The sequence below is a fragment of the Moellerella wisconsensis genome, assembly GCF_022592395.1.
Taxonomy (GTDB): Bacteria; Pseudomonadota; Gammaproteobacteria; order Enterobacterales; family Enterobacteriaceae; genus Moellerella; species Moellerella wisconsensis.
The window spans coordinates 634,264-658,671 of record NZ_CP093242.1; the positions used below are offsets into that span (position 1 = coordinate 634,264).

Genomic DNA, 24,408 nt, shown 5'->3' on the forward strand with positions numbered 1-24,408 from the left:
TTATAATTAATTATACTATTCATTTAATAATGATAGCGCTGATTTTAGCGCTGAGATAAATCGAATAATATCTTGTTGATTATTATAAGGCATAACAGAGATACGTAAGCAGCCATTTATTCCCATTGCATCCATTAATGGTTGAGCACAATGTTGTCCATGGCGTAATGCGATATTTTGCTCCGCCAGTAAAATGGCTAAATCGCTAGGATGAATATCGGCAAAATTAAATGATAGCAGCGGAGAGTGTGAACAACGATAGCTAATAAAACCGGGCAGATGCTGCAATTGCTGTTCGGCATAATCGATTAATGAATTAGCATGTAATGCAGCATCTGGTCGATGAATAGTTTCAAGCCACGCTAAAGTAGCAGAGAAAGCCAGAACACCCGCAATATTTGGCGTACCAGCTTCAAAACAATGAGGTATTTCTGCTGCAACAAAATTAGAAAAATCAGTTTCAATTAGCATTTTACCGCCCCCATGCCAAGGTGACATTTGAGCGGCTAATTGTGGTTTAATATAACACACTCCTAATCCGGTCGGCCCATACAATTTATGTGCAGAAAAAGCATAAAAATCAATGTCTAGTGCTGTAACATCAATTGAATGGTGAGCTATCCCTTGGGCGCCATCAACCACCATTTTAGCCCCTACTTCTCGAGTTAGTTGACGAATCGCTACTAGATCTGGCTGATGGCCTGTTACATTCGACATTTGGCTCACTGCGACAACCCGAGTACGCTGATTTAATAGGGGCTTTAGGCTATCAAGGCTAATATGATAATTTTGATTAATTGGCCATTTGATTACTGTTGCGCCGGTTTGCTGCGCTAGCATCAGCCAAGGGATCAAATTTGAATGGTGTTCTTGCTCGCTGACAATAATTTCATCGCCGGGTTGTAGTTGTTCTCTAAAATAACTTTGGGCAATAAAATTGATTGACTCAGTCGTTCCTCGTGTCCAAATAATGCTTTTCGCATCAACTGAGTTTATTAATCGGGCAACCTGCTGGCGTGCTAATTCATAATTTTTAGTGGTCTGTAATGCCACTTTTGATTGACCACGATGAACCGAACTACTGGCGTGCCTATAATAGTGATCAGTCGCTTCTATCATGGCAAGAGGCTTCAATGCGGTCGCTGCACTGTCTAGAAAGACGGTTGGGCTGTTTAATGCCGGAAAATGGCTTCTAAAATTAATAGCAGAGAAAGTACTCATTGCGCCTCATTAATAACTAAGATGATTCTTTTTGACTAAATTAGTGGTTTTGTTTCAATTGTAACCTGTTTAGCAGGGAAAGATATTGTTACACTTAGACATATTTATTGGTACTATTAGTAAAATAGAAACAAAAAATTTAGTCATATTTGATCATTTTGCAATAAATTCATCCAATTTCCTATAGTTATAGAATAAGCGGTTTATAGAATATCAAATTGGATTATTTAGGCAGGGATGAATAGATCTCAATTCATAACATTTACCTGAAGATAAGATATTACGTTATTCTATTCATTTATCGTGGTTTTTTAGTTAATTGTTGTAAGTTATTTGAGTTTTATTTAGCTAAAAAAAAACACCGCCGAAGCGGTGTATTAAAAAATCACTATGGACAGACAGGGTAAATGTACAGGAAGTGAAAAAAAACAGTAGCATAGCTACAAAGTCTAGTATTACTAGACAACTTGCAAACACAACATCACAACCACAAAGCCAAAAGTTCCAAAGTAGCAAAACTTTGAAACTTTTCGTTCCGGCTTAGGAAGTGCGCATACTATAGGTATTTACTGGTATATCCTCAATGGACAAATTATAATGCTTCGGATAAAAAAAACTAATGTATCTAATTGGCCGGAATAGAAGCGATTATGTCTAAAAGATTACCTCCCCTTAATGCATTGAGAGTATTTGACGCTGCTGCCCGTCATTTAAGTTTTACTAAAGCGGCAGAGGAGCTGTTTGTTACTCAAGCAGCAGTGAGTCATCAAATGAAAAGTTTAGAGGATTTTTTAGGGCTTAAATTGTTTCGCCGCCGTAATCGCTCATTGTTACTGACGGAAGAAGGGCAAAGTTATTATCTTGATATTAAAGAAATTTTCTCTTCTATAAATGAAGCAACCCGAAAATTACTCGCCCGTAGCGCAAAAGGTGCATTGACAGTAAGTTTGTCGCCTAGCTTTGCTATCCAATGGTTAGTTCCTCGATTATCGGGATTTAACCAAGCTTATCCTGGAATCGATGTGCGCATTCAAGCGGTAGATCGCGAAGAAGATAAACTGTCTGATGATGTTGATGTTGCAATATTTTATGGTCGTGGGAATTGGCCAGGTTTAAGGACAGATCGCCTATATGCTGAGTTTTTAATGCCAGTATGTTCGCCATCATTATTAACTGGAGATCACCCGCTAAAACAGCCGGGAGATCTGGCATTTCATACATTATTGCACGACTCTTCGCGTAGGGATTGGCAAGCCTATACTCGTATGTTGGAGTTGCAGAATATTGTAAATGTACAGCAGGGGCCAATATTTAGTCATAGCGCAATGGTGATACAGGCGGCGGTTCATGGGCAAGGAATCGCGTTGACCAATAATGTGATGGCTAAAAATGAAATAGATTCGGGTCGATTGGTATGTCCTTTCAGTGAAGTACTCGTTAGTAAAAATGCTTTTTATCTTGTTTGTCAGGAAAATCAAGCGGAGCTGGGAAAAATTGCGGCATTTAGGCAATGGATCCTCGCTCAGGCTGCTAGCGAACAAGAAAAATTAGGCTTTATCACCGGCGATCAAGAAACTACACTACCTGGGCAGTAATTAAAGAGAGAAAACAGAAATAAAGGGTATTACTGTGAATAGTCGTTTGATGCTAATTTTTGCAGGGATCAGTGGTTTTTTTTGTGTGGCATTCGGTGCGATAGGTTCGCATTTATTGTCGCCAGTCATGAGCTCCCATCAAATGGAGTGGATTGATACAGGTTTGCGTTATCAGATGATGCATACTGCTGCGCTAATGGTTCTTGGCGCCATTTTAATCCGTAAAGTTGTACTTTGGTTTTACTGGTGCGGGATATTTTTTGCTATAGGTATTCTCCTTTTCAGTGGTAGCCTTTATTGTATGGCCTTATTGCAGGTAAAATACTTCGCGTATTTTACGCCGATTGGTGGCGTTTGCTTTTTGATCGGCTGGCTGTTAGTGGTTATCGGCGCTACGCGTCTAAGGAAATCGGCGTTACGCCATGAATAATAAAATTGCATTATATTGTCGCCAAGGCTTTGAAAAAGAATGTGCGTCAGAAATAACAGATAAAGCAAGCCAGAAAGAAATTTTTGGTTTTGCTCGAGTAAAAGAGAACAGCGGCTATGTCTTGTTTGAGTGCTATGAAGCTGGAAATGCGGATCGTCTTGCGAAAGAGATCCCATTTTCTGAGTTGATTTTTGCTCGTCAGATGATTGTAGTTGGCGATCTGTTAAAAGATTTACCATCAGATGATCGTATTACTCCGGTTGTTGCTGCGCTAAAAACACAGATAGAGCGTGCTGGTGAAGTTCGTGTTGAAGTTCCAGATACCAATGAAAGTAAAGAGTTATTGAATTTTTGTCGTAAGTTTACGGTTCCACTGCGTAATGCATTACGCCAAGAAAAAATATTATTAGCCAAAGAAAACCTGAAACGTCCGGTGATCCATGTATTTTTTATAGCTCCCGGTTGTTGTTATACAGGATATTCTTACAGCACTAATAACTCGACATTCTATATGGGGATACCGCGTCTGAAGTTTCCTTCTGATGCGCCAAGCCGTTCAACGCTAAAACTGGAAGAAGCCTTTCATGTTTTTATTCCTCACGATGAGTGGGAAGAACGTTTAGCCAGCGGGATGAAAGCAGTTGATTTAGGGGCTTGTCCTGGTGGATGGACCTATCAATTAGTTAAGCGCAGTATGATGGTGCATGCGGTAGATAATGGTCCAATGGCTCAGAGCTTAATGGATACTGGCCAAGTTAGGCATCACCGTCTTGATGGTTTCAAATTTCAGCCATTAGTAAATAACATTACTTGGTTAGTCTGTGATATGGTTGAAAAACCAGCAAAAGTAGCGGCGTTGATGACCGAATGGTTAGTTCAAGGTTGGTGCCGTGAAGCTATTTTCAATCTTAAATTACCGATGAAAAAACGCTATGAAGAAGTTTCCCATATCTTAAATAAGATGGAAATTCAGCTGAAAGAAAACGGCATTAATTCCCGTATTCAAGCCAAGCAATTGTATCATGATCGTGAAGAAGTGACTGTACATGTACAGCGTATTTGGGCCGCTGTCCCTAAACGTGATTGATTTATCAACTTATTGAATATCACTTATTGAGAATAAAAATCTGAATATAGTGAGTTTAAATATAAAAAAACGACCTTTGGGTCGTTTTTTTATATTACTATCAATCGATAGTGAGCAATTTTGCACTTTGTTAAGAACGATCTATTCGATAAAAATGATATTCGATAAGAACGATATAAAGATAAACCATGTTATGAACTAGTAGGTGGGTTATATCTTAGATCTTTTAAATTACCATTGAGTTGAAGATCGGTTCTTAGGGTTGATATTTTTCGGCAAATATCTGCGATAGCATATTGATTTTCTAGTTTTTTACGCCATTTATCTGTTACAGACTCTAGATTAGCAAACAGATTATCTAATGTTTCATATTGCTGGAGTAATGCTATTGCGCTTTTGGGACCTATACCTGCTACCCCGGGAATTTTACTGCTACTTACGCCAGTTAATCCCCAATAATCCGGCAATTGATGCGGAGCAACTCCAAATTCTTTGGTGACAAAAGGTAAGTCTAACCATCGTTTTTGAAAATAGTCTCTAATTTGAATTGCGGGTGACAATAATTGGCAATAGCCTTTATCTGTCGAGACAATGGTGACTGTATGACCGGCTGAGGTTACTTTGCAGGCCAGTGTGGCAGCCAGATCATCGGCTTCATCACCTTGAGAATGCCAGCAACAAATACCTTGTTGCTCAAATAACTGTTTAATCGCTATTAATTCGTGCTGTAAATCTTCGGGCATTGCTTGTCTACCCGCTTTGTAATCGGGTAATAATTGGTGGCGCCAACTATTATGCCGATCTTCCTCATCAAATACCGCCACAATATGGCTGGGAGAGGCGTGAGTGATTAATTGTTGAATTGCTGACATGCAGGTAGTCGCACAAGGTGAACCTTGTACGGCATGGATACGACGAATTAAATTTAATGCATCAATAATGAGTAAATGGATCATGGGTATCTTGCCATCCCTGGCGTACGGTTTAATTATTTTACGATTTCGTAGCAAGGCTCATAAGCCGTGCCGCCTGGGAGTTTCATTCGATGTTGATCAACAAATCCGCGCAGCAATATATCCATACGACGCATTATTTCAGCATCGCCATGAATTTTAAATGGCCCATGTTGTTCTATCGCTTTCATTCCAATTTCTTTTACGTTTCCTGCCACAATACCTGAGAAGGCTCTACGTAAATCAGAGGCTAATTTTTCTGGTGATTGGCCGGGATACAAATTCAAAGATGCCATATTTTCATGTGTTGGTTCAAAAGGAATTTGAAGCTGATGATTAATCTTCATTGACCAATTGAAGCTATAAGCATCACCGGTACTGCGGCGATTATCTTTAACTAGAGGCATATTTTTCTTCATTACTTTCGCCACTTCTTGTGGGTCATCAATAATGATTTGATAATGCTTGCGGGCTTCGTCACCCAGCGTATGCTGAATAAAGTCATCTAAAACTTCAAAGTATTCGGCACTCTCTTTTGGCCCAGTGAGGATCAGCGGAAGAACTTGGTGCTTATTTTCTGGATCCATCAAAATACCCAGTAAATACAATAATTCTTCTGCGGTTCCTACACCGCCGGGGAAGATAATTATCCCGTGAGCTAAACGTACAAAGCTTTCTAAGCGTTTTTCAATATCTGGCATAATAATCAATTCATTGACCAGAGGATTAGGTGGTTCAGCGGCAATGATTGAAGGCTCAGTTAAGCCAATGAAACGGCTATTATTATAGCGTTGTTGTGCATGCCCTACGGCCGCGCCTTTCATCGGAGCTTCCATTGCTCCTGGGCCACAACCAGTACAAATATTTAATTCACGAAGACCTAATTCATTACCGACTTTACGGCCGTAAAGATATTCCACTTCGTTAATTGAGTGGCCCCCCCAGCAGACAATCATGCTCGGATCTTCATCAATATGCAGTGCGCGGGCATTACGTAAAATAGAAAATAGCATATTGGTAATATGCGTACCATTGTCCATATTTAAATGATGAACCCGCTCTGCATGGGTGATTTGAGCATGAACAAATAAGATATCGCGCAGAACAGCAAATAGATTGGCTTGAAGGGATCGAATAATTTTACCATCAACAAAGGCATCTTCAGGGGGATTGATCAGTTCAAGTTTAACCCCTCGTTCACGGCGTAATACGTTGATGTCAAAATCAGTGTATTTTGACAGTAATTCCTTACTGTTGTCAGTTTGGCTACCCGAATTTAGAACCGCCAGAGAGCAATTGCGGAATAAATGGTATAAATGGCTGCTAGCAGTGCGCTTGAGCATGTCGACTTCAAGCTGAGACAGCAAATCCATAGATCCTAATGGGCTGATATGAGTAATCAAGTAGGGCTCCTTTATTCTGAACTGCGACGGTTACTTTTTATATTAAAGTAAAATATAAAATAAAATACAGGTACATTAACCGCCTGATATTGTTTATTGTCGAGCTAATCTAGCGAGTGAAGGCTGGAACGATTCATTACTGCGCCATGGATTAATATCTAATCCCCCTCGCCGAGTATATCGTGCATAGACTGTGAGCGATTCTGGGCGGCAAAATTCCATTAAATCATTGAATATACGCTCAACACATTGTTCGTGAAACTCATTATGGTGCCTAAATGAAATCAGATAACGTAACAGCTTTTCACGATCAATTTTGGCACCGCGATAATGAATTTGCACTGATCCCCAATCTGGCTGATTGGTGATGAGACAGTTCGATTTTAATAAGTGACTGACCAGTGTTTCTTCAATAATGGGCTGATGACCATTATTAATATCATTATCCGATATGCTGTGAATTAAGTAGTTACGATTGAATTGATAATCATCAATATTGATATCTTGATTATCAATACATTCCCCTATAAATGTTCCGATCGGCTGTTGAGTAAATTCATCCAGCCCATGCAGTGTAACGCTAACTGAACCTTGAGCACAGTGGGTTAAATCATTTTGCAAAGTGGTTCGTACTTTTTCCCATGAATCAAAATGAGTTTGATTAAAACTGTTTAAATATAATTTAAAACTTTTGGATTCAATTAAATTTTGGCTGGTAGCATCAACACTAACCTGACCGATGGCGACCTGTGGTACACCGCGTGAATTCAGCCATGAAAGTTCATATAGTGTCCAAATATCAGCCCCATGAAAGGGAAGATTATCGGGATAAATATTTAGCGGCTGGCGATTCAAACTACGAGGAACAGCTTGCAATAAGTTGGCTTCATATTGATCGTGATAAGCGGTTTTTTTTCCTAGCGTGAGATTGCTAAGCGCTGGGTTATCCTGATACTGTGACATCATAATCCTTTTATATGGGTTATACGGTCTAATTTTCTTAATCTATCAATAGAATGTATCGGCCAGAATCTAATTTTATAGCTCTGATGCATTGTGATGATAGCATTTTATAGTTAGTGACCATAGTTAGTCGCTGTAGTTAGTAGCCATAGTTAGTAGCCACAATGGGTGACTATAGTTTATGACTTCGGTGGTTGCTGATAATTTTACGTGAATTTATTTAAATAAGCCTCTAATTGATATGAAAACAACAATATCATCAGTACTAGAACAATTTACATCAACCTATATAAATAATTGGAAACAACAGACTGAATTCCCTCCAGCTTCCGCAGAATTATACGGTATTCCATCACCTTGTGTTATCCGTACCGGTGATGAAGTAGTGTATTGGGAGCCTCAACCTTTTCCTATTGCAAATGCCAACTTACAGAGTGTAGCTAATGCTTTAGAGATCACATTGCAAGAGGATATCCATCCGTTTTATACCTCCCAGCTGGCGGGCGATATGGCGGCTGAATTTGAGGGATTGTCGATTAATTTGCTTCAGGTATGGAGTGAAGAAGATTTTACGCGCTTACAACAAAATCTGATTGGCCATTTAGTTACTCAAAAGCGATTGAAGCTGCCACCTACGTTATTTATTGCCACCATGGAGTCTGATTTAGAAATGGTATCGTTATGTAATATGTCAGGTGAAGTTATTGTAGAAAAATTTGGCAGTAAAGAACGTCGAGTTATTGCACCTGATTTAGCGACATTTATCGTGGGATTGATCCCAGTTGTGACAAGCTAATCTTGCGATATCACTCTATAGATATGTGAGATATTACTTACAAATTAATTTATCTATACCTCAACTGGTTATTTGTTTTTTTTACAATGTATTAAATAGCATTTAATTTCAAAAGGTTGTTTTTATTTTAATCCAAACCTGATTTTATTGCGCTTTTAATGTTTTTCTAGGTAGGTTGTTTCGCTAGGTGATTTATAGCATTCTTGTGTGGCTGAAGACGAGAGCGTCCACAGTAAAAAAATTAATAAGGTAGGGTTAAGGATAACCAGAGCAAGTATAAGCTTGGGAAAACTATCTTAACGACAACGGATGTTAAACAGCAGGATGCTGTTATTGCAGGATGCAAATATCTATCTAGATATAATGAGATAAGCCAGTCAAGATTTCTTGGCTGGCTCTTTTTCGTGGATAAATTCAGTCTATTTTTCGCCTATTTTTATAATTATTCATCCTCGTATTGTCCACTCCCCTTTAATTGAGACACGTTAAATTAGAGTTTTCTAACTGTTGACGATAGGCCTCCGGTGGGAGGTGATTTAAACTTTCATGGGTTCGATTTTGGTTATAATCTTGCAGCCAAAACCACGCTAATTCTCGCACTTGGCTTAATGATTCAAATAAATACGCATTTAAAAACTCTCGACGGAACGAACCATTAAAACGTTCGATAAACCCATTTTGCTGCGGTTTTCCCAGTTGAATATGGCACAGTAAAATTTGGTTATCTTCACAATAATTCAATAAGTTAACTGAAATGAGTTCAGGGCCATTATCGACTCGGATCTGTTTCGGTAACCCTCTTTCGGCTTTTAAACGTTCAAGCACCCTGATGACGCGTTCAGCCGGTAATGACGTATCAACCTCAATCGCCAAGCATTCACGCGTTCCTTCATCAATAATGTTGAGAGTTCTGAAGCGCTTACCGCAATATAAACTGTCGTGCATAAAATCCAATGCCCATTGAATATTCGGGACTTTTTCTATCACTAATGGTCTTTTTTCACGCTTCGGAAGCACTTTTTTAACCCGTCGTTTCAGGTTCAATCCTAATCGACAATAAACGCGATAAACTCGTTTATGATTAAAAGGGTAGCCTTGAAATCTCAGTCGGAAATAGCATTTCCAGAATCCCGATTGTGGTGATTTCGCTAACACAGATTGTATGGCATCGATCACTACTTGGTCTTTTTTACGCCAATCTATTTGCTGATGGTAAAACGTGGCTCGTGACAACGATGTTAGCTTACAAGCCTTAATGACTGATAAGCCTGCCTCTTTTAATGATTGAGCACAGGATCTCTTTTCAGCCACTACCAAGCCTTTTTTGCGAAAAGCTCCTTCATCGCGTGGTTTTCAAGGCTAACTTCCGCAAAGAGCTTTTTCAGTTTCGCATTTTCATCTTCAAGCTCTTTTAATCGTTTAACATCATTCGCTTCCATGCCACCATACTTTGATTTCCAATTATAATAAGTGGCGTTGCTGATCCCATTTTGGCGGCAAATATCTTCCACTTTCATACCAGAATCAGCGAGTTTTAAAATATTAACGATTTGAGTTTCAGTAAAACGAGCTTTTTTCATCATGACCTCTGCAAATTTTAGGGCAGAAAATCTAATTATAGCTGTCTTATTTTAAGGGAAGTGGACAGTATTATAATTAATAATTCATAATTTGAGCACACACCACACACCACACACCACACACCACACACCACACACCACACACCACACACCACACACCATAGACATTATGGTGATTAAGTTGCGTTTGGGATCTATTGACTCCATATTGTATTATCTGCTTAAAGTAAGGCGGTGAATTAGAGAAAGATCTTCAAACTCTTATTACATCGTTAGAATTTTTGGATACAAAATCTTGTGTGCTATTCAAAATTTTGTATCAAATCGCATAAGAATAATGGTAAAGCATGAAGACACTGATTATAGAAAAATTGCAGCATCTTGAACAAGAAATGAGAGTTATTGAATTGTGGTCTGAAACACCACCCGCACCAGAAGCTTTTGAAAGTGAGCAGCCTTTTGCGCTTGATACTATGGAACCTGCAGAATGGTTACAGTGGATATTGATCCCTAGAATGTATGCGTTGATTGAGCAGAATGCAACATTACCCAGTTCATTTTCTATCGCGCCATATTTTGAAGAAGCGTATAAACATGAGGATGAAAGTCGTTGTTTGAACTTGCTTACGCATTTGCGTGAACTGGATGCATTCTTCACTAAGGCTAATTAATTAATGCTGGAAATTATATATCAAGACGAATATTTGGTGGCGGTTAATAAACCTGCAGGCTGGCTAGTTCATCGCAGTTGGTTAGATAGCCATGAAACTGTTTTCGTGATGCAAACTCTACGAGATCAAATTGGGCAGCATGTTTTTCCGGTTCATCGTCTTGACCGCCCTACATCTGGGGTGTTATTGATGGCGCTATCAAGCGATGTGGCACGTTTGCTCTCTGAGCAATTTGAGCTGCATCAGCTAGAAAAAACCTATCATGCGATTGTGAGAGGTTATGTCGAACAGGCAGAAAGATTAGATTATCCCTTATTAGAAGAGTTGGATAAAATTGCGGATAAACATGCAACGCGCGCGCCTGTTCTTCAAGAATGTGTTACGCATTATCGTCCGTTAGCTAAAGTGGAGTGCCCGGTGGCGATTGGGCGTTATCCTACGTCCCGTTTTAGTTTGATTGAGTTGAAACCAGAAACAGGGCGTAAACATCAATTGCGGCGTCATATGTCACATTTGCGGCATCCTATTATTGGTGATTCTAAGCATGGTGATTTACGCCAGAATCGCGGCGTTACTCAACATTTTTCGACTTCACGATTAATGTTGCATGCCAGTGAACTTAATTTAACGCATCCAATTACCCATGAGCCTCTGAAATTACAGGCTAAATGGGATCAACAGTGGATGACATTGATCCAGCAATTTGGTTGGCTAGGCATTGAAAAACAACTAGAAACCATAATTGATAATAGCCGAGGCTGATATGTCAAAAATAGGAGTATTTGTTGGTACGGTATATGGCAACTCGCTCGCTGTAGCGGAAGAAGCGCAAACTATCTTCGTGGCACAAGGGCATGAGGTAGTGATCTTTGATGAACCTCAATTAACCGATTGGCAAAATTATAATCAAGGCGATAATGTGGTGTTGATTATTACCTCGACAACGGGACAAGGCGATTTACCTGATTCTATCACACCACTGTTTTATGAAATTCAGGAACAACTAGGTTATCAACCTAATTTACGTTATGGAATTATCGGTTTAGGGGACAGTAGTTATGATAACTATTGCGCTGCGGGTAAGCGTTTTGCTGAGTTATTAAATGAGCAAAGCGCAAAACAGGTCGGTGAATTATTATTGATTGATGCGATTGAACAGCCGGTGCCAGAAGAGTTTGCACAGCCTTGGTTACAGGCATGGGGTAAATTAATTTAGTTGTTATCGACGACGATAATATTCTACACCGTAGAAAAGCCACGGTGTAGAGCCGGTTCTAATTTGTAACCGTGATAATTAGCGACGCGTCAGTTTCTCGAGATCTGCTTCAATTTCTGCAATTTTGTTTGAAACAACATGCTCTAAATGACGTAAATCGTCGAGAATTTTGTGTTTCAAATCGACTTCTATCTTTTCATGCATGCAAATTTTATCTAATTCTTCAATGGCATAACGAAGATTAGAGTTGATTTCATTTATTTCTTTATAATTATTAGATCCGTCAGTTGCGGCAATAGTTTTACGCTGGCGTGGATATTTGAATTTTACACTTTTAGCAAAAAACTCACCTTTATCCTTGCGGAAATAAATTTTCAAAATATCGTTATTGGCTTCCTGACGTAGGGTATAGCGATCGATATCTTGAGGGTTACTGATGCCTAAACTTTTCAGATTATCGTACATAAATTTCCACCTAATAAGGGAATATAAACGATGAACAGAGTGAGAGTTATAATAGCCGATTGCTAATATAACCGGTGTATTATTTTGTTTTTGACGTTCAAAACAAATAAAAGCAGAAGCGGCTCTACTCAGGTAACAATGAACACTCGATATTATGCGTGATTTAACCTAATTGACAAACGTCTGTTGCATAAAAAATGGCGGGGTGGCGATTATATTTTTAAAATCACAGGCAGCTCACTTTAATTAAGACTGAAAACCATCACCCAATAATTAACTAACTATTCTAGCGTATAAAGCGGTATAGAGTGAGCTGCCTGTAATTACTGTCCGTTTAAGCCTCGTATTTATAGCCTATTTGGGCATATCGATAAGCGATGGACTAATCGATAGAACGTAATAATTCATTGATGCCCACTTTAGCTCGGGTTTTTGCATCAACTTTTTTCACGATAACGGCGCAATATAAGCTGTAACTCCCATCTTTGGATGGTAAATTTCCGGAAACGACCACCGAGCCGGCAGGGACGCGGCCATAATGGATTTCGCCGGTTTCACGATCGTAAATTTTGGTACTTTGGCCAATATAGACGCCCATTGAAATAACTGCGCCTTCTTCAATAATTACCCCTTCGACGATTTCTGAGCGCGCGCCAATAAAGCAATTATCTTCGATAATGGTTGGATTAGCTTGTAATGGCTCCAATACGCCGCCAATACCGACACCACCTGATAAATGTACATTTTTACCGATCTGGGCACATGAACCTACGGTGGTCCAAGTATCCACCATTGTGCCTTCATCGACATAAGCCCCGATATTGACATAAGATGGCATTAACACGCTGTTTTTTGCAATGTATGCACCTTGGCGTACTGCCGCTGGTGGAACAACACGAATACTTTCGCGTTCAAAACGGGCTTGATCATAATCAGCAAATTTCATCGGCACTTTATCAAAATAGCGACTTTCAGCGCCTTCGATAACTTGATTGTTATTAATACGAAAAGATAATAAAACCGCTTTTTTCAGCCACTGATGAGTAATCCATTCACCATTAATTTTTTCTGCAACACGCAGTTTTCCGCTATCTAAGAGAGAGATAGCGTCATTAACTGCTTGGCGAAGTTCTGCACTTGCAGTTGCTGGAGTAATTTCAGCTCTGTGTTCGAAAGCTTGTTCAATAATATTTTGTAAGTGTTGCATTAAAGTTACTTCTCCTTTTAAGGATGCTTGGGGGTGAAATTAGCGAAATACGTTATATTTTATCCTTCGAGTTTAGGGTATCTGTCAACCTTTGTGATAATTCTTGTTGTAATTTTTTATTTAATGCTCTGTTTTCTTTATCAGCAAGCACAAAAAAATCCTCTACTTTTTCACCTATAGTGGTGATCCTTGCGCCATGCAGTGAGATTTCCATTTGGGCTAATACATGACCTATACGGGCTAATAATCCGGGTTGATCAAGGGCGAAAAGCTCCATATAGGTACGACGTTCATTAGTAGAACTTAGAAAGTTAACCCGAGTTGGTACCGTAAAATGTTTCAATTTAGAGGCTAATTTTTTACTTTGAGGCAATTGTATTTGCGGCTCATTGATTACCGCTAATAAAGAGTTTTTAACATGCGAATAGCGATCTGTGGATAATGGGCGTCCATCAGGCTCCAGAACAATAAAAGTATCCATGGCCATATTATCTTTATGGGTGAAAATTTGGGCGCTATGTATACTGAGATTACGTCTATCCAGTTCACCCGCTACTGCGGCAAACAGGAACGGTCGGTCAGGGCACCAGATGAAAATTTCGGTACCGCCATGTTTGGATTTAGTGCTTATCAGTACCATGGGAGCAGTTAAATCATGTTTTAGCAGATGTCTCGCATGCCAAGCTAATTGTGATGGCGTATGGCGTAAAAAATAATCTGCATGGCAGCGCGACCAAAATTTTTGTAATTTATGCTCATCTATATCTGTTTGGCGCAGTAATAAAAGTGCCTGATTACGGTGATGGCGGATACGCTCCCTTAAATCTGGCGTGTTATGCATACCTTGCTTAAGCTGATGTTCTGTCGATAAATAGAGTTCGCGGATTAGGCTTTGCTTCCAGCTATTCCATAAGGTGTTATTGGTGGCACAAATATCGGCAACGGTTAAACAGAGCAAGTAATTCAAGCGGTTAACGCTATTAACTTCTAAAGCAAATTGCTTAATTACATCGGGATCTTGGATATCTCGTCGCTGCGCGGTAACGGACATCAATAAATGCACTTTAACTAGCCACGAGGCTAGCTCAGCATCGCGTGGAGGAATACCGTGTTGTTGGGCAAATTCTAAAATGAATTCAGCGCCTAATTCTGAATGATCTCCATTACGTCCTTTGGCAATATCGTGAAATAGAGCAGCTAACCGCAGGATCTCGGGTTGAGGTAATTTAGGATACACATTGACACATAGCGGATGCGAGACTCGGTTTTGCTCATTATTAAAACTATCAATTTTTTGCAATACCCGGATCGTATGCTCATCAACGGTATAAGCATGAAATAAATCAAACTGCATTTGCCCGACAATATTGGCCCATAATGGAGTATAAGCGCTTAGAACACTGTGCAGGTGCATAGGCACAAATGCGCCTTTAATGGCTCGAGGATGGCGCAGTATTTTTATAAACAGATGGCGAGCTTCGGCAAGTTCACACAACGGCTGGGTTAGATTTCTACGTGCGAAGCGCAATTGACGCAGCGTGGTCGAATAAATGCCGTTAATATTGGGATGACGAGCCATGAGATAGAACATACGCATAATAGACGCGGGATGATTTATAAACAGGCTGTCATCAATTACGTCAATAAGGTCGCCGCGTAATTGAAATTGATTATCTAAAGGGCGGGGTTTTTCATCTGGATTTAAGGCGAGAATAGCATCATCAAACAGTTGCAATAACATTTGATTAAGCTCCCGGACACGACGCATAACGCGATAAAAATCTTTCATCATTCGTTCGACCGGCTGATTGCGCTCGCCACGATATCCTAACAACTGAGCCACACTAAATTGTCTATCAAACAGCAGACGGTTATCGTAACGTTTCACGACTAAATGCACTGCAAAGCGGATTTTCCACAGAAAATTCAGACACTCTTTAAGCTCTTGGTATTCTTCTTCAGTTAGGAAATTAAATTCCACCATTTCCCGTACAGTTGGGGCACCAAAGTGACGCCGTCCTACCCACAGTAGGGTATGAATATCTCTAAGCCCTCCAGGACTACTTTTGATATCCGGTTCAAGATTATAGCCGGTGCTATGATAACGTTGATGGCGCTCATTCTGCTCTTCTAACTTCGCCGCAAAAAATTGAGCAGATGGCCAAAATTCATCACTGAAAACATAGGATTGTAGCTGTGAAAATAAGGATGTATTACCACAAATTAAGCGTGATTCTATTAAGTTGGTGGCGATAGTTAGGTCAGAAAGCCCGGCATTTATACACTCTTCTAGCGAGCGAACGCTGTGGCCAACATCAAAATGTAAATCCCACAGGAGAGTGATAAATTGTCCAACTTGAGCTGATTGTACTTCGGCTAGCGGCTGTTGGCTTAAAATTAGCAGATCAATATCAGACAGTGGGTGAAGCTCTTTGCGCCCATAGCCACCTACAGCAATGAGAGACAGTTCCTCAATGCTATCCAGCTGAAATTCATGCCATAAACGTTGAAGTAATTGATCGAGAAAATTGCTACGAGCCAACAGTAATTCGCTGACGGCAATATCAGCAGAAAAAGCCTGTTCTAACCACTGTTGAAAATCAGCAACATGTTGTTTTAACTTGGCGAGCTGTAAATCGTCGGAGTGAAATAACTCTGGAGAAAGTGGTAAAGAAAGTGGTTTATTCATCCTTTTCCTGCTCAGTTTGGCGGCGTATTAATATATTTTAGCTTACTGAGAAAGAGATCAAATGAACAGTGAAAGATAATCCTCACAATACGAGGATTATCTTTATCTAATCGAAAAAATAAAATTTATTCGTTAATCAGTACGGCAGAAATATGAGGTAATTCTTCTGCACGTAGTGTCATGATTTCACAGCCATTATCAGTGACAACCAGAGTATGTTCGTACTGAGCAGACCAGCCGCGATCTTTGGTTTTTACCGTCCAACCATCTTTCATGGTGCGAATACGGTAATCGCCAGTATTGACCATTGGCTCGATAGTAAATGCCATGCCTTTTTGCAGAACCACACCATTATCATCCGCATCATAATGTAGAACTTGTGGTTCTTCGTGGAACCCTTCGCCGATACCGTGGCCGCAATATTCTCTAACTACCGATAAATCATGGCTTTCTACATATTGCTGAATAGCTTTACCCAAGGTACGCAGACGAATTCCTGGTTTTACCATACGTAAGGCTAGATACAGGCTTTCTTGAGTGATTTTACACAGGCGTTCACCTTGGATAGTTGATTTACCCACGATAAACATGGTTGAGGTATCGCCGTGGAAACCGTCTTTAATTACAGTAACATCAATATTAACCACATCACCGTCTTTCAGGATTTTGTCATCGCTCGGAATTCCATGGCAAATAACATCATTGACTGAAATACAGACTGATTTAGGGAAACCGTGGTAATTTAAGCAAGCTGGAATAGCTTGTTGTTTTTCAACAATATGTTGATGGCAAATACGATCTAGTTCGCCTGTGCTAACCCCAGGTTTAACATGGGGAGCGATGATTTCTAATACTTCGGCGGCCAAACGACCCGCAACACGCATTTTCTGAATATCTTCTTCAGTCTTAATGATAATAGCCATGAATTTTGCCTGTGAATGTCGTTAATCGAGAGATATACGACATTGATAAATTAGTAAAAAGAATAATACGACATTGATAAATTAGTAAATTGCAGCGTAATAAACTGCAAATTGCTACTGATAGTAAATATGGTATCAGTCATCGTATTTTCTGCCAACTGGCGTAAACCCGTTGTCGAATAAGCTTATTGCCTAAATAATACGTGAGCCAGTGATGAGCACTTGTTCAATTTGAGCTATTTTTGCTACGTTTTAGGCTTATATAAGCTTAAGTCGCGGCAATACAGAGAAATGTGAATCGCCAGTAGCATATTGAGATCCGAGGCTTAATTCTCTGTTGTCGCCGACTTATTAGCATTCTATATTGATTTATTTATAGCACAAATTGCAAAAATAGCCTGAGAACAAGACTTAGAAATTATTAACAGGCGAAATTAATACGAAAAATATGGTTTGAAAATATTTTTATTTATGTCTGTCGATTGATTATTTAACTGATTTTTAATTGAATTATTGAATTTTTAAGTCGAATTCAACACCATGAGAATTTAACAATAGTTGGCGTATCAGCGTGTTTTATGGTATAAAGCGCGCCGGCATTCCATATATTTCTTTCTCCTTTGAGAACACACAGGGTTAAAGAAAGGTGGAATGACATAAACTAAACTCAATTGTGTATAACACACACGGGTCGGCACGTACACCGGGGTGCTCTTATGCGATTTATCGCAGCTTTGGAGTCGGTAGTATGGGATCCGTGGAGGCATAACCCCAACTTACTAATATAGAGGTATTAAATGGCAACTGTTTCCATGCGCGATATGCTGCAAGCGGGCGTACACTTTGGTCACCAGACTCGTTACTGGAACCCTAAAATGAAACCTTTCATTTTCGGCGCGCGTAACAAAGTACATATCATCAACTTGGAAAAAACTGTTCCAATGTTCAACTCAGCTTTAGCTGAACTGAACAAAATCGCTTCTCGTAAAGGCAAAATTCTGTTTGTCGGTACTAAGCGTGCAGCAAGTGAAGCAATCCAAGAATATGCGAACAGCTGTGATCAGTATTTCGTCAACCATCGCTGGTTAGGCGGTATGCTGACTAACTGGAAAACAGTTCGTCAATCAATCAAACGTCTGAAAGATCTGGAAGCTCAGTCACAAGATGGTACTTTTGACAAACTGACCAAGAAAGAAGCGCTGATGCGTACTCGTGAACTTGGTAAGTTAGAAAACAGCCTGGGCGGTATCAAAGATATGGGCGGCTTACCTGACGCTCTGTTCGTTATCGATGCAGAACACGAACACATTGCTATCAAAGAAGCAAACAACTTGGGTATCCCAGTATTTGCTATCGTTGATACTAACTCTGATCCAGACGGTATCGACTTCATTATCCCAGGCAACGACGATGCAATTCGTGCAATTAAATTGTATCTGGGTGCTGTAGCTACTGCTGTTACTGAAGCCCGTTCTCAGGATCTGGCTGTTCAAGCAGAAGAAGGCTTAGTAGAAGCTGAATAATAAGGCCCGCTCTATTAAGAGCCCTTATTAACCAGGTATTGCTATATATTGGTTAGAAAGGGGCCTTATGGCCCCTTTTACCTATCTGAATCAGAACTATCAACGCGGATTTTCTCCCGCGAGATATATCGAGGAATAAATCACATGTCTGGAATTACCGCTGCATTGGTAAAAGAACTGCGTGAACGTACTGGCGCAGGTATGATGGAATGTAAAAAAGCGCTGGTTGAAGCTAATGGTGATATCGAATTAGCTATTGATAACATGCGTAAATCAGGTCAAGCAAAAGCGGCTAAAAAAGCCGGTCGTGTTGCTGCTGAAGGTGTTATCCTAGCTGAAGTTGCTGCGGATGCTAAATTTGGTGCGATCGTTGAACTGAACTGTGAAACTGATTTCGTCGCTAAAGATGCTGGTTTCCTGGCATTCGGTAAAGAAGTTCTGGCGTCTGTTGTTGCAGACAAAGCTTCTGATATCGAACCATTGAAAGCTAAATTTGAAGAAACTCGTACTACTCTGGTAGCTAAAATCGGCGAGAACATCAATGTTCGTCGTGCAGCTGTTCTGGAAGGCGAAAAAGTAGGTTGCTACCTGCACGGTGCTCGCATCGGTGTGTTAGTAGCTGCTGAAGGCGCTGATGAAGAACTGTTGAAACACATTGCTATGCACATCGCTGCAAGCAAACCAGAATATATTTCTCCAGACCAAGTGCCTGCTGACGTTGTTGCTCATGAGCACCAAATTCAGCTGGACATTGCAATGCAATCTGGCAAGCCACGTGAAATTGCAGAAAAAATGGTTACTGGCCGTATGAATAAATTCACCGGTGAGATTTCTCTGACCGGTCAACCATTCATCATGGAACCAAGCAAATCTGTTGGCGACCTGCTGAAAGAACACAATGCAAAAGTAACTGGCTTCATCCGTTTTGAAGTTGGCGAAGGTATTGAGAAAGTTGAAGCTGACTTCGCAGCAGAAGTTGCTGCAATGAGTAAGTAATCAGCTAATTTAAACAGAGCCGCCAACTTGGCGGCTCTGTTTTATCAAACAAATAATTTATACACTGAGAGAATTTTCTGAGTGTTGTTACCCCAATAAACTATCTGTGTAGGACAGTACACCATGGCAACCAATGCAAAACCCGTTTATCAGCGTATCCTGCTTAAACTCAGTGGCGAGGCCCTGCAAGGCGCAGAAGGTTTTGGTATCGATGCTAGCGTTTTAGATCGTATGGCTCAGGAAATCAAAGAACTCATAGAACTGGGCATACAAGTCGGTGTAGTTATTGGCGGTGGTAACCTGTTTCGTGGCGCGGGCTTGGCAAAAGCAGGAATGAACCGTGTGGTCGGTGACCATATGGGGATGCTAGCTACCGTGATGAATGGTCTGGCAATGCGTGATGCGTTACATCGTGCGTATGTTAATGCGCGATTGATGTCGGCTATCCCTTTAAATGGTGTATGTGATAATTATAGCTGGGCAGAAGCCATTAGCTTGTTACGCCATGGTCGCGTAGTTATTTTCGCGGCAGGAACAGGAAATCCCTTCTTCACCACTGATTCGGCAGCATGTTTACGCGGTATAGAGATTGAGGCTGATGTTGTATTAAAAGCAACTAAAGTTGATGGTGTCTACTCTGCTGATCCAGCGCAACATCCTGATGCCGTGCTTTACGATACATTAAACTATCAAGATGTTCTTGAGCGTGAGTTAAAAGTGATGGATTTAGCGGCCTTTACTTTGGCGCGTGACCACAGCTTACCTATTCGTGTGTTCAACATGAACAAACCGGGCGCACTGCGCCGCGTTGTAATGGGTGAAAATGAAGGGACGTTAATTTCTCACAATTAATACTCAGAGACATGGCATGATTTTGACGCTATCATCGGTGTCAGAATCAATATAATTTTAGAAGGTCACTGGTCACTTTCAGTGGCTTGTAAATAACCAGTTCCCAAGGGTTGATAACGTGATTAATGAAATCCAAAAAGATGCTAAAGACCGCATGGAAAAAAGCGTCGAAGCATTAAAAAATCAAATTAGCAAAATTCGCACAGGCCGTGCTTCTCCAAGTTTGCTGGATGGTATCATGGTTGAATACTATGGTTCTGCTACGCCTCTGCGTCAATTAGCCAACATTACTGTTGAAGATGTGCGTACTTTAGCGATTAGTGTCTTCGATCGCAGCATGACTCCAGCGATTGAAAAAGCCATCATGTCATCTGATTTAGGATTAAATCCTTCTTCTGCTGGCACCGTTTTACGTGTTCCATTACCAGCACTGACGGAAGAACGTCGTAAAGATCTGATCAAAGTTGTGCGTAATGAAGCTGAACAAGGACGTATTGCGGTACGTAATGTTCGTCGTGATGCTAATGATAAAATTAAAGCATTGCTGAAAGATAAAGAAATCAGCGAAGACGAAGAACGCCGTTCTCAGGATGATATCCAGAAGCTGACTGATGGTTTCATTAAAAAAATTGATGAAGCATTAGCACTGAAAGAAGCTGAGCTGATGGATTTCTAATCCAGCTCTGTTTATAAGCCATACTATATTATTTAGATTATTAACTAATTAGTATGGCTTAATTTATTCCATTTCTATGATTAAAGTCCCGTCCCATTATCTAAGCTGATATAATCTCAGTATTAAATAAATACAGAGCATCTGATCACTATGAAATCTCTTACAATTCTGGGTTCTACAGGATCAATCGGTAAAAGTACACTTTCTGTTGTTAGGCAGAACCCCGGAAAATTCAATATTCTTGCTTTAGTTGCTGGCGCCAATGTGACTGAAATGGCAAGCCAATGCTTAGAATTCCAACCTAAATATGTATCAATGACCGATGAAGCCGCGGCTAAATCTTTGCGTCTGCTATTATCACAGCAGGGCTGCAAAACCGAGGTGCTATCGGGAATAGCTGCAGCGAGCGAATTAGCTGGGCTAGATGAAGCTGATCAGGTTATGTCTGCGATTACTGGTGTAGCTGGGCTTACGCCAACTTTAGCCGCTATCCGCAAAGGGAAAAGAATTCTGTTGGCGAACAAAGAGTCACTGATAACCAGTGGACGTTTGTTTTTTGACGCTATTCGTCAATATAAAGCCAGTGTTTTTCCTATTGATAGTGAACATAATGCTATTTTTCAAAGTTTGCCGAGTGAAATTCAAAATAATTTAGGTTTTGCTGATTTAACCGCTCATGGTATTTCAAATATTATTTTGACCGGTTCTGGCGGACCTTTTCGTGAAACACCACTGTCTTATCTAGATAACGTAACACCAGATCAGGCTTGTAATCATCCTAATTGGTCGATGGGACGTAAAATATCTGTCGATTCTGCAACGATGATGAATAAAGGCTTAGAATATATCGAAGCCTGTTATTTTTTTAATGCCAGCAATGAGCAAATGGAAGTAGTATTACATCCACAATCCGTGATCCATTCAATGGTACGTTATAAAGATGGCAGTGTTATTGCACAGTTAGGAACGCCTGATATGTGCACTCCGATATCATACAGTATGGCATATCCTGAGCGTATTCACTCTGGTGCCGCACCATTAGATTTTACTGAGTTAACTTCTCTGACATTTGCTAAACCCGATTATCAACGTTATCCATGTTTAAAATTAGCTATTGAAGCATGCCATGCAGGTCAGGCTGCAACTACTGTATTGAATGCCGCCAATGAAGTTTCTGTTGCTGCATTTTTAGCTGAAAAAATTAAATTTACGGATATTGCTAAAATTAACCAAGATATATTACAAAAAATGGATTTATCTGAACCTGAGTCGATTGATGAGGTCTTAGAAATCGATAGAATCGCCAGAGAGAATACCGTTCAGTTGATGACAGAAACTTATCTATAAATTTATAGTAAGTTTGTTTATGCTTTCTTCGGTAAAATGATGCGCTTATTTAGTGCATGTACTATAAAAATAGTGATTATGATACCAGTATGAGAATTTAAAGACGTGTCTTATCAGTAATACAACAAATTCACGTTATTATAATGCCAAAATCTCATGCTGTTGACCTAAAGGATTGATTTTAGATGAATTCTAGTAGTGATAACCTAACAGGAATGGTTGTACCACAGCATGTCGCTATCATTATGGATGGCAATGGGCGCTGGGCTAAACAACGGGGTAAACTCAGGATCTCTGGCCACCGAGCAGGGGTTGAATCTGTTCGTAATGCAGTACGTTTTTCTGTTAAACATAAAGTTAAGTCACTGACACTTTATGCATTTAGTAGTGAAAATTGGAGACGCCCAGAAAAAGAAGTTAGTTCATTAATGGAGCTGTTTGTATTTGCTTTAGACAATGAAGTAAAAAGTCTTCATAAACACAATGTAAAATTAAACGTGATTGGTGATATTAGCCGCTTTAGTGAGCGTTTACAAAAACGTATAAAAAAATCCGAACAGCTTACGGCGAATAATACGGGTCTGCGATTAAATATTGCAGCAAATTATGGTGGACGCTGGGATATTATTAATAGCTTGTCTTTAATTGCTGAAAAAGTGAAAAATAATCAGCTCTCAATTGAGCAAATTACTGAAGAAACAGTTAATGCTCATATTTGTTTACATGACCAACCTGAAGTTGATTTAGTTATCCGAACTGGCGGCGAACACCGTATAAGCAATTTCTTACTGTGGCAATCTGCATATGCAGAATTTTTCTTTACAGATGTGCTGTGGCCAGATTTTGATGACCAAGTGTTTGAGCAAGCGATAGAGGTGTTTGGGAAGCGTGAACGACGCTTCGGTGGCGCTAAATCTGACGATGAATTCACTGAATAACAGGAGCCTATTTTGCTGAAATATCGCCTGATAACAGCCATTATTTTAATTCCGCTGGTTATTGCAGCATTATTTTTATTACCCCCAGCCATTTTTGGCTATGTTTTAATTGCTATTTCGGCCTTAGCGGCTTGGGAATGGGCACAATTTGCGGGCTGGATGACACAAGGTAAGCGTGTTGGATTAGCTATTATTTTTGCCGTTGGCTTACTCGCAATGCAATCGACCTTTCAAGACAGCACCGTTTTAATTGATGAACCATTAATTATTTACAGTTTATGGGCTGGATTAGTGTGGTGGATAGCGGCGATACTGCTGGTTATTAGTTATCCAGCCTCAGCAGTTTTATGGGGAAAATCAACGCTGATTCGTCTATTATTTGGCGTATTAACCATTGTTCCATTTTATGCCGGTATGATGGCGTTAAGAACCGTTGGTTACCATACCGATACCGCCTTCGGTGCATGGTGGCTACTGTATGTCATGCTCTTAGTTTGGGGCGCAGATTCTGGCGCCTATTTATTTGGCCGAACTCTTGGGCGTCACAAAATGGCTCCGAAGGTTTCTCCCGGTAAAACCTTAGAAGGATTAGTGGGAGGATTAATCACCGCGGGGATTATTTCTTGGTTATTTAGCCTTTATGCGCCTATCCCTATGATGCCTGAATATCTATTATTAACATCGGCAGTGGTGGTCGTGGTTTCGGTATTTGGTGATTTAACTGAGAGTATGTTTAAACGCCAATCTGGGATTAAAGATAGTAGCCATTTAATTCCTGGGCACGGCGGAATAATGGATCGTATTGATAGTTTAACCGCAGCAATTCCTGTATTTGCTGGCATGAACCTGTTAATTTTTAGTGGTTTTGGCTTGTAAG

23 protein-coding genes are annotated in these 24,408 nt (G+C 40.1%); 14 read left to right on the top strand and 9 right to left on the bottom strand.

The window, feature by feature from the left end:
• Positions 1 to 15: 15 nt before the first annotated feature.
• Positions 16 to 1,221, bottom strand: a complete 1,206-nt coding sequence (csdA, locus tag MNY66_RS02665; RefSeq protein ID WP_241501379.1) for a cysteine desulfurase CsdA — start codon at positions 1,219 to 1,221, stop codon at positions 16 to 18.
• A gap of 650 nt (positions 1,222 to 1,871) precedes the next feature.
• Between csdA and MNY66_RS02670 the strand changes: the two genes are divergently transcribed.
• From MNY66_RS02670 to rlmM, 3 genes are read left to right on the top strand one after another with little or no spacing between them, the layout of a single operon-like run.
• A complete protein-coding gene (locus MNY66_RS02670; RefSeq protein WP_047255131.1) occupies positions 1,872 to 2,816 on the top strand; it encodes a transcriptional regulator GcvA in 945 nt (314 codons plus the stop codon).
• Positions 2,817 to 2,865: 49 nt separating this feature from the next.
• Positions 2,866 to 3,246 carry a DUF423 domain-containing protein gene (locus MNY66_RS02675; protein ID WP_197075991.1) on the top strand — a complete coding sequence of 127 codons (381 nt, stop codon included), beginning with the start codon at positions 2,866 to 2,868 and terminating at the stop codon, positions 3,244 to 3,246.
• Positions 3,239 to 4,333, top strand: a complete 1,095-nt coding sequence (rlmM, locus tag MNY66_RS02680) for a 23S rRNA (cytidine(2498)-2'-O)-methyltransferase RlmM (RefSeq protein ID WP_047255129.1) — start codon at positions 3,239 to 3,241, stop codon at positions 4,331 to 4,333. The genes MNY66_RS02675 and rlmM overlap by 8 nt, the downstream gene beginning before the upstream one ends.
• Positions 4,334 to 4,524: 191 nt before the next feature.
• Here the strand turns inward: rlmM and xni are convergent, their stop codons facing one another.
• The 3 genes from xni to queF all read right to left on the bottom strand — a co-directional run bounded on the left by xni (position 4,525) and on the right by queF (position 7,652).
• Positions 4,525 to 5,289 (bottom strand): flap endonuclease Xni, encoded by a 765-nt coding sequence (gene xni, locus MNY66_RS02685; protein ID WP_241501381.1) that lies wholly within the window; start codon positions 5,287 to 5,289, stop codon positions 4,525 to 4,527.
• 32 nt (positions 5,290 to 5,321) lie between these two features.
• Complete coding sequence (gene ppnN / locus MNY66_RS02690) at positions 5,322 to 6,689, bottom strand: nucleotide 5'-monophosphate nucleosidase PpnN (RefSeq protein WP_047255127.1); 1,368 nt, start codon at positions 6,687 to 6,689, stop codon at positions 5,322 to 5,324.
• 93 nt (positions 6,690 to 6,782) lie between these two features.
• On the bottom strand, positions 6,783 to 7,652 hold the full coding sequence (queF, locus tag MNY66_RS02695) for an NADPH-dependent 7-cyano-7-deazaguanine reductase QueF (protein ID WP_241501382.1): 870 nt from the start codon (positions 7,650 to 7,652) through the stop codon (positions 6,783 to 6,785).
• Positions 7,653 to 7,893: 241 nt separating this feature from the next.
• Here queF and syd point away from each other — a divergent pair, with 241 nt between their 5' ends.
• Positions 7,894 to 8,448, top strand: a complete 555-nt coding sequence (gene syd, locus MNY66_RS02700) for a SecY-interacting protein (protein ID WP_241501383.1) — start codon at positions 7,894 to 7,896, stop codon at positions 8,446 to 8,448.
• A gap of 471 nt (positions 8,449 to 8,919) precedes the next feature.
• Here the strand turns inward: syd and MNY66_RS02705 are convergent.
• Positions 8,920 to 10,028 (bottom strand): IS3 family transposase gene (locus tag MNY66_RS02705; RefSeq protein WP_420915494.1). Its coding sequence is split into 2 segments (ribosomal slippage): positions 8,920 to 9,776 and positions 9,776 to 10,028, totalling 1,110 coding nucleotides; the frame shifts between segments, so codons are not numbered across the junction.
• 347 nt (positions 10,029 to 10,375) lie between these two features.
• Between MNY66_RS02705 and MNY66_RS02710 the strand changes: the two genes are divergently transcribed.
• The 3 genes from MNY66_RS02710 to MNY66_RS02720 are packed head-to-tail and all read left to right on the top strand — an operon-like array spanning position 10,376 to position 11,915.
• Positions 10,376 to 10,699 (top strand): YqcC family protein, encoded by a 324-nt coding sequence (locus MNY66_RS02710; RefSeq protein ID WP_047255124.1) that lies wholly within the window; start codon positions 10,376 to 10,378, stop codon positions 10,697 to 10,699.
• A 3-nt stretch (positions 10,700 to 10,702) separates the two neighbouring features.
• Positions 10,703 to 11,461 (top strand): tRNA pseudouridine(65) synthase TruC, encoded by a 759-nt coding sequence (truC, locus tag MNY66_RS02715; RefSeq protein WP_047255123.1) that lies wholly within the window; start codon positions 10,703 to 10,705, stop codon positions 11,459 to 11,461.
• A 1-nt stretch (position 11,462) separates the two neighbouring features.
• Positions 11,463 to 11,915 carry a flavodoxin gene (locus tag MNY66_RS02720; RefSeq protein ID WP_241501384.1) on the top strand — a complete coding sequence of 151 codons (453 nt, stop codon included), beginning with the start codon at positions 11,463 to 11,465 and terminating at the stop codon, positions 11,913 to 11,915.
• A 78-nt stretch (positions 11,916 to 11,993) separates the two neighbouring features.
• On the opposite strand, the gene MNY66_RS02725 is transcribed toward MNY66_RS02720, so the two are convergent.
• From MNY66_RS02725 to map, 4 genes are all read right to left on the bottom strand, one after another.
• On the bottom strand, positions 11,994 to 12,380 hold the full coding sequence (locus tag MNY66_RS02725) for a DUF3461 family protein (protein ID WP_047255121.1): 387 nt from the start codon (positions 12,378 to 12,380) through the stop codon (positions 11,994 to 11,996).
• Positions 12,381 to 12,762: 382 nt separating this feature from the next.
• Positions 12,763 to 13,587 carry a 2,3,4,5-tetrahydropyridine-2,6-dicarboxylate N-succinyltransferase gene (gene dapD / locus MNY66_RS02730; protein ID WP_047255120.1) on the bottom strand — a complete coding sequence of 275 codons (825 nt, stop codon included), beginning with the start codon at positions 13,585 to 13,587 and terminating at the stop codon, positions 12,763 to 12,765.
• A 52-nt stretch (positions 13,588 to 13,639) separates the two neighbouring features.
• On the bottom strand, positions 13,640 to 16,276 hold the full coding sequence (glnD, locus tag MNY66_RS02735) for a bifunctional uridylyltransferase/uridylyl-removing protein GlnD (protein ID WP_241501386.1): 2,637 nt from the start codon (positions 16,274 to 16,276) through the stop codon (positions 13,640 to 13,642).
• A gap of 125 nt (positions 16,277 to 16,401) precedes the next feature.
• Positions 16,402 to 17,199 carry a type I methionyl aminopeptidase gene (gene map / locus MNY66_RS02740; protein ID WP_047255118.1) on the bottom strand — a complete coding sequence of 266 codons (798 nt, stop codon included), beginning with the start codon at positions 17,197 to 17,199 and terminating at the stop codon, positions 16,402 to 16,404.
• Between the two features lie 797 nt (positions 17,200 to 17,996).
• Here map and rpsB point away from each other — a divergent pair.
• The 7 genes from rpsB (at position 17,997) to cdsA (ending at position 24,407) form a co-directional block, all read left to right on the top strand.
• Complete coding sequence (rpsB, locus tag MNY66_RS02745; protein WP_047255117.1) at positions 17,997 to 18,722, top strand: 30S ribosomal protein S2; 726 nt, start codon at positions 17,997 to 17,999, stop codon at positions 18,720 to 18,722.
• Between the two features lie 144 nt (positions 18,723 to 18,866).
• Positions 18,867 to 19,718: a translation elongation factor Ts gene (gene tsf, locus MNY66_RS02750; protein ID WP_047255116.1), complete on the top strand. Its 852-nt coding sequence runs from the start codon at positions 18,867 to 18,869 to the stop codon at positions 19,716 to 19,718.
• A gap of 123 nt (positions 19,719 to 19,841) precedes the next feature.
• Positions 19,842 to 20,570 (top strand): UMP kinase, encoded by a 729-nt coding sequence (pyrH, locus tag MNY66_RS02755; RefSeq protein ID WP_047255115.1) that lies wholly within the window; start codon positions 19,842 to 19,844, stop codon positions 20,568 to 20,570.
• A 118-nt stretch (positions 20,571 to 20,688) separates the two neighbouring features.
• A complete protein-coding gene (gene frr, locus MNY66_RS02760) occupies positions 20,689 to 21,246 on the top strand; it encodes a ribosome recycling factor (RefSeq protein WP_047255114.1) in 558 nt (185 codons plus the stop codon).
• Between the two features lie 150 nt (positions 21,247 to 21,396).
• Complete coding sequence (gene ispC / locus MNY66_RS02765) at positions 21,397 to 22,593, top strand: 1-deoxy-D-xylulose-5-phosphate reductoisomerase (RefSeq protein ID WP_047255113.1); 1,197 nt, start codon at positions 21,397 to 21,399, stop codon at positions 22,591 to 22,593.
• A 185-nt stretch (positions 22,594 to 22,778) separates the two neighbouring features.
• Entirely contained in the window at positions 22,779 to 23,531 is a 753-nt protein-coding gene (uppS, locus tag MNY66_RS02770) for a polyprenyl diphosphate synthase (protein WP_047255112.1), read from the top strand.
• A 12-nt stretch (positions 23,532 to 23,543) separates the two neighbouring features.
• Entirely contained in the window at positions 23,544 to 24,407 is an 864-nt protein-coding gene (cdsA, locus tag MNY66_RS02775; protein ID WP_241501389.1) for a phosphatidate cytidylyltransferase, read from the top strand.
• Position 24,408: the final 1 nt, after the last annotated feature.

Excerpts from the sequence above, each read along its gene's own strand:
- syd (WP_241501383.1), top strand. The coding sequence starts at position 7,894 with ATGAAAACAACAATATCATCAGTACTAGAACAATTTACATCAACCTAT.
- rpsB (WP_047255117.1), top strand. The coding sequence starts at position 17,997 with ATGGCAACTGTTTCCATGCGCGATATGCTGCAAGCGGGCGTACACTTT.
- csdA (WP_241501379.1), bottom strand. The coding sequence starts at position 1,221 with ATGAGTACTTTCTCTGCTATTAATTTTAGAAGCCATTTTCCGGCATTA.
- MNY66_RS02675 (WP_197075991.1), top strand. The coding sequence starts at position 2,866 with ATGCTAATTTTTGCAGGGATCAGTGGTTTTTTTTGTGTGGCATTCGGT.
- xni (WP_241501381.1), bottom strand. The coding sequence starts at position 5,289 with ATGATCCATTTACTCATTATTGATGCATTAAATTTAATTCGTCGTATC.
- MNY66_RS02670 (WP_047255131.1), top strand. The coding sequence starts at position 1,872 with ATGTCTAAAAGATTACCTCCCCTTAATGCATTGAGAGTATTTGACGCT.
- MNY66_RS02725 (WP_047255121.1), bottom strand. The coding sequence starts at position 12,380 with ATGTACGATAATCTGAAAAGTTTAGGCATCAGTAACCCTCAAGATATC.
- map (WP_047255118.1), bottom strand. The coding sequence starts at position 17,199 with ATGGCTATTATCATTAAGACTGAAGAAGATATTCAGAAAATGCGTGTT.
- queF (WP_241501382.1), bottom strand. The coding sequence starts at position 7,652 with ATGTCACAGTATCAGGATAACCCAGCGCTTAGCAATCTCACGCTAGGA.
- MNY66_RS02720 (WP_241501384.1), top strand. The coding sequence starts at position 11,463 with ATGTCAAAAATAGGAGTATTTGTTGGTACGGTATATGGCAACTCGCTC.
- dapD (WP_047255120.1), bottom strand. The coding sequence starts at position 13,587 with ATGCAACACTTACAAAATATTATTGAACAAGCTTTCGAACACAGAGCT.
- tsf (WP_047255116.1), top strand. The coding sequence starts at position 18,867 with ATGTCTGGAATTACCGCTGCATTGGTAAAAGAACTGCGTGAACGTACT.
- pyrH (WP_047255115.1), top strand. The coding sequence starts at position 19,842 with ATGGCAACCAATGCAAAACCCGTTTATCAGCGTATCCTGCTTAAACTC.
- uppS (WP_047255112.1), top strand. The coding sequence starts at position 22,779 with ATGAATTCTAGTAGTGATAACCTAACAGGAATGGTTGTACCACAGCAT.
- truC (WP_047255123.1), top strand. The coding sequence starts at position 10,703 with ATGCTGGAAATTATATATCAAGACGAATATTTGGTGGCGGTTAATAAA.
- rlmM (WP_047255129.1), top strand. The coding sequence starts at position 3,239 with ATGAATAATAAAATTGCATTATATTGTCGCCAAGGCTTTGAAAAAGAA.
- MNY66_RS02710 (WP_047255124.1), top strand. The coding sequence starts at position 10,376 with ATGAAGACACTGATTATAGAAAAATTGCAGCATCTTGAACAAGAAATG.
- ispC (WP_047255113.1), top strand. The coding sequence starts at position 21,397 with ATGAAATCTCTTACAATTCTGGGTTCTACAGGATCAATCGGTAAAAGT.
- glnD (WP_241501386.1), bottom strand. The coding sequence starts at position 16,276 with ATGAATAAACCACTTTCTTTACCACTTTCTCCAGAGTTATTTCACTCC.